The sequence below is a fragment of the Leptospira ainazelensis genome, from assembly GCF_016918785.1.
In the GTDB taxonomy this organism is placed as follows: domain Bacteria; phylum Spirochaetota; class Leptospiria; order Leptospirales; family Leptospiraceae; genus Leptospira; species Leptospira ainazelensis.
In genome coordinates, this window is record NZ_JAFFPT010000004.1 from 25,000 (window position 1) to 38,600 (window position 13,601).

The following is a 13,601-nucleotide window of genomic DNA, read 5'->3' on the forward strand; positions in this document are numbered from 1 at the left end:
TTCACGCCTTTCAGAACCCTTAGCATCAAAAAAGAATTGCGGAACCACCTATGAAACGGGATCCATCCTTAAACACCTAAGGAAAAAAAGTTCATGGCAATCGCAAACTTTCTGACTCAAGTCAAGACAGGAGGAGGAAAACTCTTTCTGCAATTTGGAGGACAAGGATCTCCGTTCTTGAAAGAACTCTCCAAACTTTATGAATCCGAGCCGTCTCTCAAAGAATTCTTCGACATTTCTTTTAAAACCATCGCGGAAGAAGTTCCAAGCTTAGATAAAAAGATCATCTACGGCGGTTACGATTTTGAAAGCTGGGTAAAAAACCCGGATTCCGCTCCCGACGAAAACTATCTCTGCAGCGCTCCCGTTTCCATCGTCGGTATCTTTCTGACTCAAATCGCAAATTACGTAGCTTTCACCAATAAAGGATTTCCGGTTTCCGAATTGATCGCCAATTCGATCGGAGTCACCGGTCATAGCCAGGGAGTTATCTCTTCCGCTCTGATCGCGCTCGGAAAAGAAGGCGCCGATTTCTATTCTGCATATGCAAAATTCTTAAAATTCGTTTTATATATCGGCTACAGAGCGCAAGAACTCGTCGGTCCATACAATCCTTCCGAAGCGCTTATCAAAGCAAACGAAGAAGTCGGAGACAAACAACCTTCTCCAATGGTTGCGGTAATCGGTTATCTTCAAAAAGAACTAGAAGACAGAGTCAAACAAACAAACGAAGCTCTGGGTCTGAGCGGAAGCAAGGCCATTTACGTAAGTCTTTTCAACACTCCAGATTCCAATATCGTTTCCGGAAGCCCCGAATCCCTTTTAGAATTGCGCAAAAAGTTCAAAGCGGAAATGGACGAGAAAAAAGTGAAGTTCGTTTATTTGAAAACTACGGCTCCTTTCCATTCTCCACACATGGAAGAAACCAACAAAACCGTTCCTTTGGATATGGAAAGAATCGGCTTTGATTTCAAAGGTTCCGATCTGAAAACTCCCGTCTTCTCGATCTTCGACGGAAGAAATATGCAGTCGGACGATGGAATCGGCCTTCCTCTCTTTAGAGAAATGTTGATCAAAACTCTCTATTGGGACAAAGCGGTAAAAGCCTTTGTAAACACGCCTAACGTTACCGGTATCGACTTTGGACCGAGTGTCGTGAGTCAAAAACTGACTCAGGCAAACATGGGAACTTCCGAGAATAAAATCTACGCGGTTTCCAGTCCTAAGGATATCAAGGTTCTTCTGGCCTGAACAGCCGGGGATTTTCGATTTTAAAATTGATATACCCGTTTCGGAAATTTCTTCCGGAATGGGTTTCGATCCTTCTGTCCCTAAAAAGACCGGAAGGGGAAATTCCAAAACTCACCAAAGCCCATTTTACGACGGGTCTTTATTGCGAGTATCATCTCTGGTTAAATACATACGAACCTCGCCCCGACTTCAATCCTTACGAACACCAATACATTTCTCCCAAACAAAAATCCGCTCTGAGAGAACTTTCCCATCTTCTTTATCCGAATTCTAAAAACGTCCGTTATTCGGAGAGCGAAACCAGAAGAATTTTGAGTTCCGGAAAAGGAGTTCGATCCGCTTGTTTGGAAACCGACAAATTCTCTATGAAAACGGAATACGTTCTTCCGAACACCGAACAGCCGGGAACCTACGAAATCGTAGTATTAAAAGCCTCCAGTTCATTCAAAAAACAACATATTCAAGAATTTGCATTTCAAAAATTCGTCGCACAGGAAGCCGGGTTTCCGATTTCAAAATGCACTCTGATATTCGTAAATTCCAAATTCTTTTACGAAGGAAAGATTAAACCGGAAGAATTTTTTGTTCAAAAGGACGTCACCGCGGAAACCGCGTTAAAAGACAAAGAAACAAAAGAACTAGCTTATTCTTTGTATGAACTTTTATCGAGAAAAAACCGTCCCGCACGTTATATGAGCCGCATGTGTTCTCATCCCAGAAACTGTTCTTATCCTGAAGTTTGTCTGACGCCTAAGGTTCCCGGCGACATTTTTACGCTTCGTGAAGGAAAGGAAGAATCCGGAAGATTTTACGAAAAAGGAATCTTAAACCTAAAAGATATTCAAGAAACTGAAAGTCTTACACACCGTCAAAAAACGCAGATCCAGGCGATACAAACGGGCAAAACCTTTACCAATCAAAAAGTTTTTACCGAATTTTTGAGTAAGATCCGATATCCGATTTATTTTTTGGATTTCGAATCGATCAATCCTCCGATTCCGGTCTATCCGAATTCTTATCCGTTCCAACACGTTCCATTCTTATTTTCATTGCATATCGTTCGGGAGGATCTTTCTCAAGAACCTGAAAGTTTTTATTATATCGACGACGGAATCACCGATCCGAGAAAAGGAATTTTAGAAAAGCTCGAACAGTGGATGTTGCCAGGCGGGACCGTTCTTTGTTTCAACGATAAGTTTGAAAGAAGATGTTTGGAAGAATCGGCGACCGCTTTTCCGGAATACAAACCTTGGCTCAAATCGATCCAAGACGACTTTGTCGATTTAGCAAAACCGTTTTGGGAATACGATTACTATCATCCCGATCAAAAAGGAAGCACCTCCTTAAAAACGATTCTTCCGGTAATCACCGGTCAGTCGTATAAGGATCTTGGAATCAAATCCGGCCAAATGGCGAACTCCGAATTCTTAAGAGTCAAAACGGAATCCCTTTCAGATTCTGAAAAACAAGAAATCGAAAAAAATCTGATTCAATACTGCAAGTTGGATACATATGCGATGGTCCTCATTCTTCGTAAAATTCAAGAATGGGTCGAAGTCGTCTGAACTTGGACGTGTCAAAGAATTTTTTATGAACTCATTGATCCTTTTTTTCGATATTTTCTAATTCAATTCGATCGGTTACGAAAGCCATAGCAAGATCGGCTATTTTCTTCCATTATTTAATATCCTGTTTTCAAATTCGATCGAATCAATCTCTGAAAAGTAAATTTTACCCAAATACTTTTTTGAATTTGCTTAACTTATAGAAAAAATCATTTTAAAAAAAAGCAATAGCATTCAAATTATTTTTTCTAAAAAGTAGAGCAGATGTGTTTTCATTTCATATATTACCATTTTATAAAATTACTTACGTTTTATAACATCGCAACGAAAAGCCGCAGTTAACTGGTTCATAAAGAACTCAAAATGGAAAAAATTTATTGATCAGTACATTTTTTAAAAAAATAGATTCCCTCATGGAACTAAAATATAAATTAATTATTTTTCCTATTCTATTAATTGTTCAAACTTCTTGTACAAATTCCGTATCCTCCAATATCACTGAAAAAGAGACGACCGAATTGATTGCGGGAACTCTTCTCGCCCTTTCCAAAAATCAGGTGACGTGCCGACCTATCGGTTTTCTTCCGGTTCGAGGAAACGAATCGATTCTCTCAAATCAAACAAATTTGAAACGAGAGCAATTTCCTTTAGCGGATTCGAACTCAATTTCAAAATATGGATCTTTCCAAACTCCAACAGGAACTATTAACACAGAATATTCTCAACTGAATTCAGGAGAATTTATAGTGGGAGGAGATATGGTTTTTAAGAATAAAATCGATCCATCCTCCGATAGAGGAGTCCCCAGAACCTTTGCCGTCTCTTCCCCTTTCGCAGGATTGTGGACAAATAAAACCGTTCCTTACACACTTCATCCATCACTCAAAGAAACAACACGCATAACGCGTGCAATCGATTATTATACTACTCATACCGAAATTCGCTTTATACCGCGTACGATCGAAGTTGATTACGTGAATTTTCAAGATAATCAGTCGGGTTGTAATTCTAATATCGGAAAAATTGGAGGAAGACAAGATATCAATATTGGAAACGAATGCGGGGTCTCAGCCGTCGTTCACGAGATGGGTCATTCTTTAGGATTATTGCATGAACATCAACGACCTGATCGTGATTCTTTTATTAGTATTGTTTGGTTAAATATCTCTCCATCTGCTTCCGGCGCTTTTGCCCGATTTGAAAAACCCGTTGGAATCGAAATCACGGCGCAGAACTACGATTTGTGTTCTATTATGCACTACTCTTCATACTCTACTCTCAATCTTACTATTTTAGCCCCTCTTATCATTACAAAGGATGAAAAAACGATTCCATATCCTACCGGGTTTAGCGCGACCGATATTCTGACAATTCACGATCTCTATAATGGAATCTGAATTTACTGAATATTCTTTCCATTCTTAAAAGGTAAAAAATGAAATCTCTTTTATTAAAAGTAGAAACTTCCGATACCATTCTTCCATCTTCTCGAATCATCGATTTTGAATTTAAGATTCGTTTTGAAAATCGCGCACGAAATCCGTTCGGAATATATCCGAAAATCGCTCCATTTCCGCAAACAATCGGATGGGGCGGTCCTCATTTTGGAATCGTAATACAAGACGCAAAAATGCAAGAATTACGTTCTTACTACGGCCCGCCCGCTCAACCACCTACACGAAATTATTATGAAAAAAATCTTAGCCTCTTAGTTCCCGGAGAATCCTGGGAACGATCCGTAACCGCGACTTGGATTCCGAATTCAAAAATTCCAAAAAATTCTCTTTCCAAAGAGCTCTTGGATCCAGAAGGGTACGACGGAATCGATGAAAACCTTTTTAAAAAATCTTCGATGTTGGTTTTCAATCGAAATTGCTCGGACATGATTTCTACGATGAATCAAAGAGAGGATTTTTTAAAACCGAATCATCTGATTCTTCTTCCGCGCTCCGGAGAATTTAAATTCTTTCTTACTTATTATCAAAACTCTTGGGTGGATTTTAAACCGACTTGGTCCCTGAATCTAAAATCGGATGAAAAAAACCTTTTTGTCGAATGAGTCGGAATTCGATTTTTCATCCGATTGAAATTTATTCGAAAATCTCCACTTTTCAGCAGACGATCGGATAGGGCGGTCCTCACTTTGGAATAAAAATAGAGGGGGCAAAAATGCAAGAGTTGTGCTCTTATTATGGTCCGCCCGCGAACGGATAAATATTTTATTTCTTTGAGATTCCAGATTGAAATCTAAAATAATTCGTCTATTCTTTCTCGTTACGGAATTCGATTCCGAATTTTTTCTTTGGAGAAACCATGAAGAGATACTTAGCGTTTTGTTTGACGATCGCCTTATTCACAACCGCAGTTTTTTCGGAAGCGCCGACTCCGCCGAGTGAGGAAACGGCAAAGGCCGATCTACGTTCGCATTGGGCCAAAAAATACAAAGGAGAAACGATAGGATCCATCGAAAGCGGAGGGGAACCGGTTGTTTTAGAAAAGACGGATTCGAAGGGAAAGGTCGTAGAAACTAAATACAAAATTCCTTTTATAGTCGTTTCTAAAAAGGGAAACGCTAAGACTCGATTCGAAGCGGGGGCTAATTACGTTCTCACTAAATCCAACCAGTGGAATTTTTCCGAAGTCGGAATCGGCAATGTTGAAAAAATGGCCGGCGTGGATCAGTCGGCTCCGGCAAAACCGAAAGTCAAAGAGATCATTCTCAAAACGCTCAACGATAAATATTCGGGAGAATATACTTTTTCCGATCTCAAAATCGATGATGGAGAATTCGGGAGTTCCGGTGAAAGATTCTGGTATCGTTATCAAGGGGATATGAAACGAAAAGCTGCGGACGGTTCCTCGAGCGCCTGCAACGATTCGGATTTTACGATTCAAAAACAAAATGCAAGCGCCGATTGGACGGTGGACATCACTTCTCTTGGAAGGGGTTGTTACTGACAAGATTGACATTCGATTTCCGGTTTAAGCTGCGATCGTAAAAAAGCGAAAGAAGGATTTGGAATCGCTTGTTAAAAAGTTATGGATTCCAAAAAATACATTCTCACTTTTATCGTCTTCGCCGTTTTTTGTATTCCGATCTTCGGCGAAGACGAATCGAATTACACGAGCAAATATACCAATCTGTCGAAAGACTGTAAGGAAGATCCGTCCTTCGCTATGGAAGGACAGGACATTCCGGTTATCTGCAAAGGATACGGAACTTATAAACTGGAAATTCATTCCGGGGAGAAATCCGTAAGAATCGGAATTTTTAACGGAAAAGACGTCGCGATCCCGGTAGCAGAACAAGATCTGACCTTTTTAGATAAGGAAAGAATGCTCGAATGGCGTTTTAAAAACGGCAAACCCTTTGCGATCATTTTTAGAATTTACCAGTATAAAAAAGATAAACACGATCAATCCGTTACTCGTAAAGAAGCGCGAACCCGAGAAATTCTTTTTGTGAAAGGTTTACACGGCTTTGAACACATCCGTTATGAAATCGAAACCAATCAACCGAACTCGAATCAGAAGGCGCGAGACTGGGCGGATGGAAATTCTTAAATTCTTTCTTGGATTCTGACTTTTATGAATCTTAATAATATTCTTTTTATCGTTTTCATTCTAATCTCGTTACCTCTTTTCTCCGAAGTTCCCGACCCACCAAATGAGCAAAGAGGCAAGAAGGATTTATACAATTACTGGCATGAAAATTACAAAAAAGGCAAAATAGAAAAGTGCGAAGTAAGCGGCCAACCTAAGAAATGGATTCCCCTCGTTATAGAAATTCATAACACGGAAGAACAAGAAACCAATTGAATTTATTTACCGGTTTAATTGCTTTCGAGCTTCTTTTTAAAATCGGCTGTAATGTGATTAGAGTATCGAAGACCGAGGAAGTCAAATGGAAGGAATCTTCCCAGATTTCAAATTACCTTTATGGAAAGCCATAAAATCCGGTTGTCCACAGACCTGGATTGAATTTCAGTGTTCTCAGAATGGCGCAAAGCAAACCAGTTAAGAAAATCGTCCTAGCTTACTCAGGCGGGTTGGATACATCCGTAATTCTAACCTGGCTAAAAGAAACCTACGGTTGCGAAGTAATCGCTTTTACCGCAGACGTAGGTCAAAAAGAAGAACTTTCAGGATTGGAAGAAAAAGGAATTAAGACCGGCGCTTCCAAAGTCTACATCCAAGACCTTCGTTTGGAATTCGCGAGGGACTTTATTTTTCCAGCCATTCAAGGAAACGCGCTCTACGAGATGCGTTATCTTTTAGGAACCTCTTTAGCAAGACCTCTTATCGCAAAAGCGATGGTGGAAGTAGCCGAAAAAGAAGGCGCCGATGCTTTCGCGCACGGAGCGACCGGAAAAGGAAACGATCAAGTTCGTTTCGAACTCGGCGTTAAATCATTGGCCCCCGAAAAAACGATCATCGCTCCCTGGAGAATCTGGGAATTCGGCGGAAGAGCCGATCTCATTCAATACGCAAAATCAAAAGGTATCCCGGTTCCCGTCACCGCGGAAAAACCTTACTCGATGGATAGAAATCTGATGCACATTTCCTATGAGGGTGGTATATTAGAAGATCCTTATAGAGAACCGGACGAAAAGATGTTTCTTTTGACAACTTCTCCGGAAAAAGCTCCCGACTCGCCCGAATACGTGGAACTCGATTTTCAAGAAGGAAACTGCGTCGCGGTCAACGGCAAAAAATTGAATCCTCTGGAAGTGATGGAAACTCTAAATACGATCGCTGGCAAACACGGCGTCGGTCGAGTGGACATCGTTGAAAACAGACTTGTTGGAATCAAATCGAGGGGAGTTTATGAAACTCCCGGCGGAACCGTTTTATTTATCGCTCATAGAGATTTAGAATCCATTACGATCGACAGAGATACGCAGCATCACAAAGACAAGTTGTCTATAGAATTGGCGGAACTCATCTACAACGGGCATTGGTTCTCATCCCGCATGAAGGCTGTACGCGCTTTTGTTTCCGAAACCCAGAGATACGTGACCGGAACCGTAAAAGTAAAGATGTACAAAGGAACTTGTTCCGTTGTGGGAAGAAAGTCCTCAGTTTCTCTTTACAACCCGGAAATGGCGACTTTTGAAAAAGAAGAATTGTACAATCAAAAAGACGCGGAAGGTTTTATCAATATCTACGGACTCCCAGCGCAAGAAACGGCAAGGCTTCGTAAAAAATGAATCGAATTGCGATTTATCCCGGCTCCTTCGATCCGTTGACAAACGGTCATTTGGATATTCTCCACCGATCTCTGGCGTTGTTTGACAAGGTGATCATTGCGATCGCTGTGAATTCCAACAAAACGACTTTGTTTTCGATCGAAGAAAGACTCGGATTTATCAGCGAGGTTACGAAAGGAATGAAAGGTCTGGAGATCGATACGTTCCAAGGTCTTACCGTGGACTATTGTGCAAAGGTCGGAGCCACCAGCATCATTCGGGGTTTAAGAGCCGTTACCGACTTCGACTATGAATATGCAATTTCTTTAATGAACAAAAAGCTCGCTCCGGATGTGGAAACCGTTTTTTTAATGTCTTCGAACGAATATTCTTTTATTTCATCCACGATCGTAAAAGAGGTAGCAAGACACGGAAGAGACGTGAGCAATCAGGTCCCCGGAATCGTAAGCAAAGCATTACTTAAAAAACTCTCTCAATAAGGAAAAAAAATGTCCAGAACGTTTATCATGATCAAACCCGACGGTGTTAAAAACAAACACGTTGGAGATATTCTCTCAAGAATTGAAAAAGAAGGATTCAAGATCCTGGGTTTAAAATACCTCAAATTGTCCCTCGAAGATGCAAAACAATTCTATAAAGTTCACTCGGCTCGCCCGTTTTACAACGACCTCTGCTCCTACATGTCCTCCGGTCCGATCGTAGCTGCCGCTCTTGAAAGAGACAACGCAGTTCTTCATTGGAGAGATGTGATCGGAGCCACCGATCCGAAAGAAGCGGCGGCGGGAACCATTCGCGCATTATTTGCCGAAAGTAAAGAAGCAAACGCGGTTCACGGTTCCGATTCCGACGACAACGCGGCTCTTGAAATCTCCTTTTTCTTCAAAGGAAACGAACTGTTCTAAAAGTTCTTCCGGGGCCTGACGATCGTTAGGCTCCTCCATTCTTTCTCCTCTTAAAAACGTCGATTCTATCGACGCTATTTCGGTTAAAAGTATTGCAAAAATAAATCTTTTTTTGGTTGTACATTAGGAAAGAAATTATTAATTCTTTCCTAAATCTGTCAGGAAACGGTTCTTTAAACCGACAATTCTAGTATGAACGCAAGCACAAAAGATCAGATTCAGAAGCACAGCGAAATCATGAGACAGTATAGAGCAAACGATCCGTTCGGAGATCCCAATCATGGAACGCCGGATTGGATGGACGACGTAATGGAGTTGATCTATTCCAGAGAAGAATTTCTTGTAGATTCCGAATCAGACTTCGAAATCGAATAAGATCGATTTTACGATTCAAAGTTTCTTTTTCTTAGATTACAAAATTCTCCAATTCTTATCTTAGAATTTCGATTCCAAAAGGGATGAATCCCTTTCATTCACATTTTCTTCACTTTCAATACGAGCGTCGCAGGAAGGGAATTGACCTGTTTCTCCATTCTCTTTCTATTTGAAGTATTAGGAGACGAGAATGTCCGAAAAAACTAAAATCGCAATCGCTCACGGTGATGGAATCGGTCCCGAAATTATGGAGGCGACTCTCAAAATTCTCAACGCGGCCGGCGCCAAGATCGAACCGATCGAAATTCAGATCGGTGAAAAAGTTTATAAAGAAGGACATTCCTCGGGAATCAAACCGGAAGCTTGGGACGTTTTAAGACAAACAAAAGTTTTTTTGAAAGCGCCGATCACAACTCCTCAAGGAGGCGGTTATAAAAGTTTAAACGTTACGGTTCGAACCACGTTAGGTCTCTTTGCAAACGTAAGACCTTGTTTTTCTCTGTATCCTTATGTCGAAACCAAACATCCGATCTTAGATATCGTAATCATCCGCGAAAACGAAGAAGACCTTTATACTGGAATCGAACACCAACAGACAAACGATACGGTCCAATGTTTAAAACTGATTTCCCGCCCCGGTTCCGAAAAAATCATTCGTTATGCGTTCGAATATGCGAGAGCTTACGGCCGCAAAAAAGTGACCGCGATGGTTAAAGACAATATCATGAAACAGACGGACGGATTGTTCCATGATATTTTTAAAGATATTGCGAAAGAATATCCCGAGCTCGAATCCAATTCTCAAATCATCGATATCGGGGCTGCCAACCTCGCGGACAGACCGCAAAATTTCGACGTAGTAGTAACTTTGAATCTCTACGGAGATATCATTTCGGATATCGTAGCGCAGATCGCCGGTTCCGTTGGTATGGCGGGATCTTCCAATATCGGTGAAATCGTTTCTATGTTCGAAGCGATCCACGGATCCGCGCCGGATATTTCCGGAAAGAATATCGCAAATCCATCCGGACTTCTCAATGCGGCCGTAATGATGTTGGTTCACATCGGACAACCCGACATAGCCGCTAAGATCAATAATGCCTGGTTGTTGACGATCGAAGAAGGTATTCATACCGGAGATATTTTTAAGCCGGGCGTGAGTAGAATCAAGGTCGGAACTAAAGAATTCGCAGAAGCCGTGATCGGAAATTTGGGACATCTGCCGGAAAAGTTCAAACCTGTCTCTTTCGGAAAAGCAAAGAAAATTACAATTCCTGAATATACTAGAATTCTTCAGAAAAAGGAATTGGTCGGAACCGACGTTTTTTTGGATTGGGTCGGAAAGGATCCGAACGAACTTGGAAAAAAATTGGAATCGATCGCAAGCGATCTAAAGTTAAAGATCATCACGAATCGCGGAGTAAAAGTATATCCTGACGGACAACCGGAAACCTTTTTGATCGATCATTGGAGATGCAGGTTCGTCAGTAAAGAAGCCCTTTTACATCCTGAAAATCCTACCTATTATCCGATCTCTCACAAACAAATCGGAGAATTACTTTTGAAATTGGATGATGCCGGGTTTGATGCTGTAAAGACGGAAAATCTATATTACTTCGACGGAAAGCGAGCCTTCTCTTTAGGTCAGGGAGAGTAGAGGGTCTAAAACGAAAAGTGCGTTGCAGATAACGCACTCTTGGATCAAGACTTACTCTAAATCGTTATAAAGCTTTTGAATGTGATCTTGAGTTAGCGGTTTGGAAATATAACCCTTGACCTCCGGAAAGGAATTCGCTTTTACGATATCCCTTTCATCGACGGAAGAGCTTACCATAAAAATCGTAATCTTTTTGGCAAGATCGCCTTGGATTTTCTTGAACTCGTCTAAAAACTGCCAGCCGTCCATAAACGGCATATTGATATCTAAAAGAATAGCGTCAGGAAGTTCTTCCGAATTTGAGCTCAGAGTCTGAAGTTGTTTGATCGCAACCTCCCCGTCTTGAAAATCTCTTAACTTTTTTGTCCTTCCGTCTTTTGCTAAGAATCTTTTTGCAATCATGATATAAATGGTGTCGTCGTCGATTAACCAGAAATTCATGTTATCGTTGTTCAAAATCATTATACTTGTTAAAATTGATGACAAAGGCGGTTCCGCGTCCAGGGGAACTTTCAACCGTAATTTCGCCGCCTAAAGATTCTATCTGATTCTTAGTCATAAATAAGCCGATGCCTTGTCCTTCTTTGTCCCTATGAAACGTCTTATTCATTTTAAAAATTTGATGTCCGTATTTTTTAAGATCGATCCCAAGTCCGTTGTCTCTAACCACTAAGAAAGTTCTATTACCCTCTTTGAATGAGACGAAGGAAATTTCCAGTTTACGACTGGGTTCGGAATATTTCAAAGAATTGCTCAATAAATTCAGAAGAATACTCTCCAAATAAACTTTTGGATAAAGAATTTCCGGCGCCCCAGTAAAATCACATTTTATTTCCGCTCCGACCTCCTTGATCTGCGCGGAAAGTAAATTTTGCACTTTCAAAAAAGCTTCCTGAAAAGAAACCGTCTGTTTATCGATATTCAGATTTCTTCTAATCTTTATTACTTCAATAATGTCTTTCAAAGTGGTCATAAGGTCGTTTGCGCTGATTTCAAGCGATCCAAGCAAATCCTCTTTATCCGTTGCGTCTTTTTCCAAGAGCATTTGAACTAAGGTGAAAATATTTCCGATGGGAGCTCTAAGATTATGAGATACGATCTGGTTGAATTCTTCCAGTTGTGCGTTTCTTTCTGTTAGGCGATTGCTCAAAGCCTGTAAAGTTTCGTTTTTTTCGATCAACGCCGAAAGCATATTCTTTCGATCCGTAATGTCCTGAATCTGAGAAATAAAAAACAGAGGTTTCTTTTTGGGATCTGTTACGATAGAAACAACTAAAAGAATCCAGATCGTACTTCCATTTTTATGAAAATATCTTTTTTCCAATCGATAGCTGTCTCTCTTGCCGTCGAGAAGTTCTTGAACGAGGGCCAGGTCTTCCATCAAATCGTCGGGATGGGTAATATCTTGAAAAGTTAGTTTTAAAAGTTCTTCCCTGGAATATCCGAGAATATCCAAAAGATGCGGATTCACTTCCAACCATTTTCCCTCCAAGGAAACCAAAGCCATTCCCACACCCGAATAGTAAAAAGCGTTGAAGAATTTTTCTTCGGATAAACGAACCTCTTCTAAGGCCTGCTTTTTTTCGGTCTCATCTAAGATTGTAGTTAACCCCAAATATTCTCTCGAGCTGGTAAGAATTCCGATCACTTCTCCTTTTTCATTTTGAACGGATTGTGAAATCGTCTGAAGCCAAATATATTTTCCGTCCTTTCGAAGAAACTGATATTCTATTTGTTCGAAATTAGATCCTCGTTGAACGGGTTCGTGAGAGTTTTTATAGATACGTTCTTTGTCCAAGGGATTAAAGAAATCGTATGGACTTCTTCCGATCAATTCCTCCGGTTGATAACCCAACATCGAAGTTACAACGGGGCTCACATAAACGTAAGAACCGTCTGGATTATGATAGCAAATCAGATCGGGACTTCTTTGAACCAATACTTTATAAAATTCTGTAGATTGAATATTCAAATCATCCAAAATTAGCCGCCGTGAGTTATCTTAGAATAATCCTTCTTCTAAAAAAACAATTCATTACGAATTCGAATTTTATTTTTTGTAAAAGGTTAAAGTAGGAAAAATAGGACGAAATCTTTCGAGAATTTACATTAAAAAGAAGAATCAAACTTCGTTCCGAAAAGAAGATAAAAACCGATTACAAACGACTATTATCCGAAATCAAAAGAAACGATTTGCAATCATTAAACGAATCGATAAAGTTCCGGGATCGTGATTTTAAGATTCGTAGTAGATAAAACGGAAGGCTAAATTCTAAAAAAGAGAAGAATTGAAATCAATCCAATGAGAAGTCTGAGAATGGTGTTTTTGCCGGACTTTAAAGAGAACAAGTCCGGCCCATTGAGAATCTTATTCCCCGTCGTCTCCAAGAGCTTCGACAGGACAAATCTCCATAGCTTTTTTGGCCGCCACTTCCTCTTCCGGAGTCGCCGGTTGTCTATGAAAGTAAACTTTAGATTCGTCATCAGTATATTTCAGAAGCATAGGAGCTTCTTCCACACAATCGTTGCAAGGAACACAGCTGTTATCGATATAATATTTGCCGGTTGCGTTTTGTTTGACTTTGTCGTTTTTGTCAGCCATGCTTAACAAGGTTAATCGAACGATTGTTTCGTCAACCCT

The 13,601-nt window shown here is 40.5% G+C and carries 15 protein-coding genes; 12 read left to right on the plus strand and 3 right to left on the minus strand.

Annotated elements, in window-relative coordinates:
* Positions 1–93 precede the first annotated feature (93 nt).
* From JWG44_RS00590 to JWG44_RS00645, 12 genes are all read left to right on the plus strand, one after another.
* Positions 94–1,251 carry an ACP S-malonyltransferase gene (locus JWG44_RS00590; protein ID WP_205273027.1) on the plus strand — a complete coding sequence of 386 codons (1,158 nt, stop codon included), beginning with the start codon at positions 94–96 and terminating at the stop codon, positions 1,249–1,251.
* Positions 1,252–1,562: 311 nt separating this feature from the next.
* Positions 1,563–2,816 carry a DUF2779 domain-containing protein gene (locus JWG44_RS00595; RefSeq protein WP_232371419.1) on the plus strand — a complete coding sequence of 418 codons (1,254 nt, stop codon included), beginning with the start codon at positions 1,563–1,565 and terminating at the stop codon, positions 2,814–2,816.
* Between the two features lie 626 nt (positions 2,817–3,442).
* Positions 3,443–4,213, plus strand: a complete 771-nt coding sequence (locus JWG44_RS00600; protein ID WP_205273028.1) for a M12 family metallopeptidase — start codon at positions 3,443–3,445, stop codon at positions 4,211–4,213.
* A 38-nt stretch (positions 4,214–4,251) separates the two neighbouring features.
* Entirely contained in the window at positions 4,252–4,875 is a 624-nt protein-coding gene (locus JWG44_RS00605; protein WP_205273029.1) for a hypothetical protein, read from the plus strand.
* A 254-nt stretch (positions 4,876–5,129) separates the two neighbouring features.
* Positions 5,130–5,774 carry a hypothetical protein gene (locus JWG44_RS00610; RefSeq protein ID WP_205273030.1) on the plus strand — a complete coding sequence of 215 codons (645 nt, stop codon included), beginning with the start codon at positions 5,130–5,132 and terminating at the stop codon, positions 5,772–5,774.
* 81 nt (positions 5,775–5,855) lie between these two features.
* Entirely contained in the window at positions 5,856–6,380 is a 525-nt protein-coding gene (locus JWG44_RS00615; protein WP_205273031.1) for a hypothetical protein, read from the plus strand.
* A 24-nt stretch (positions 6,381–6,404) separates the two neighbouring features.
* Positions 6,405–6,635: a hypothetical protein gene (locus JWG44_RS00620; RefSeq protein ID WP_205273032.1), complete on the plus strand. Its 231-nt coding sequence runs from the start codon at positions 6,405–6,407 to the stop codon at positions 6,633–6,635.
* A gap of 179 nt (positions 6,636–6,814) precedes the next feature.
* Positions 6,815–8,026, plus strand: coding sequence for an argininosuccinate synthase (locus tag JWG44_RS00625; RefSeq protein ID WP_205273033.1), 1,212 nt, complete (start codon positions 6,815–6,817; stop codon positions 8,024–8,026).
* Positions 8,023–8,505, plus strand: coding sequence for a pantetheine-phosphate adenylyltransferase (coaD, locus tag JWG44_RS00630; RefSeq protein ID WP_205273034.1), 483 nt, complete (start codon positions 8,023–8,025; stop codon positions 8,503–8,505). Before JWG44_RS00625 ends, coaD begins: the two co-directional genes overlap by 4 nt.
* A 9-nt stretch (positions 8,506–8,514) precedes the next feature.
* On the plus strand, positions 8,515–8,928 hold the full coding sequence (locus tag JWG44_RS00635) for a nucleoside-diphosphate kinase (RefSeq protein ID WP_205273035.1): 414 nt from the start codon (positions 8,515–8,517) through the stop codon (positions 8,926–8,928).
* A gap of 192 nt (positions 8,929–9,120) precedes the next feature.
* Positions 9,121–9,303, plus strand: a complete 183-nt coding sequence (locus JWG44_RS00640) for a hypothetical protein (protein WP_205273036.1) — start codon at positions 9,121–9,123, stop codon at positions 9,301–9,303.
* Between the two features lie 190 nt (positions 9,304–9,493).
* Complete coding sequence (locus JWG44_RS00645; protein ID WP_205273037.1) at positions 9,494–10,960, plus strand: NADP-dependent isocitrate dehydrogenase; 1,467 nt, start codon at positions 9,494–9,496, stop codon at positions 10,958–10,960.
* Between the two features lie 51 nt (positions 10,961–11,011).
* Here JWG44_RS00645 and JWG44_RS00650 read toward each other — a convergent pair whose 3' ends face one another.
* From JWG44_RS00650 to JWG44_RS00660, 3 genes are all read right to left on the minus strand, one after another.
* A complete protein-coding gene (locus JWG44_RS00650) occupies positions 11,012–11,401 on the minus strand; it encodes a response regulator (protein ID WP_205273038.1) in 390 nt (129 codons plus the stop codon).
* 1 nt (position 11,402) lies between these two features.
* The gene (locus tag JWG44_RS00655) at positions 11,403–12,941 is read right to left on the minus strand and encodes a PAS domain-containing sensor histidine kinase (RefSeq protein WP_205273039.1); all 1,539 of its coding nucleotides are present in this window, start codon (positions 12,939–12,941) and stop codon (positions 11,403–11,405) included.
* A 387-nt stretch (positions 12,942–13,328) separates the two neighbouring features.
* A complete protein-coding gene (locus tag JWG44_RS00660) occupies positions 13,329–13,562 on the minus strand; it encodes a ferredoxin (RefSeq protein WP_205273040.1) in 234 nt (77 codons plus the stop codon).
* Positions 13,563–13,601 lie beyond the last annotated feature (39 nt).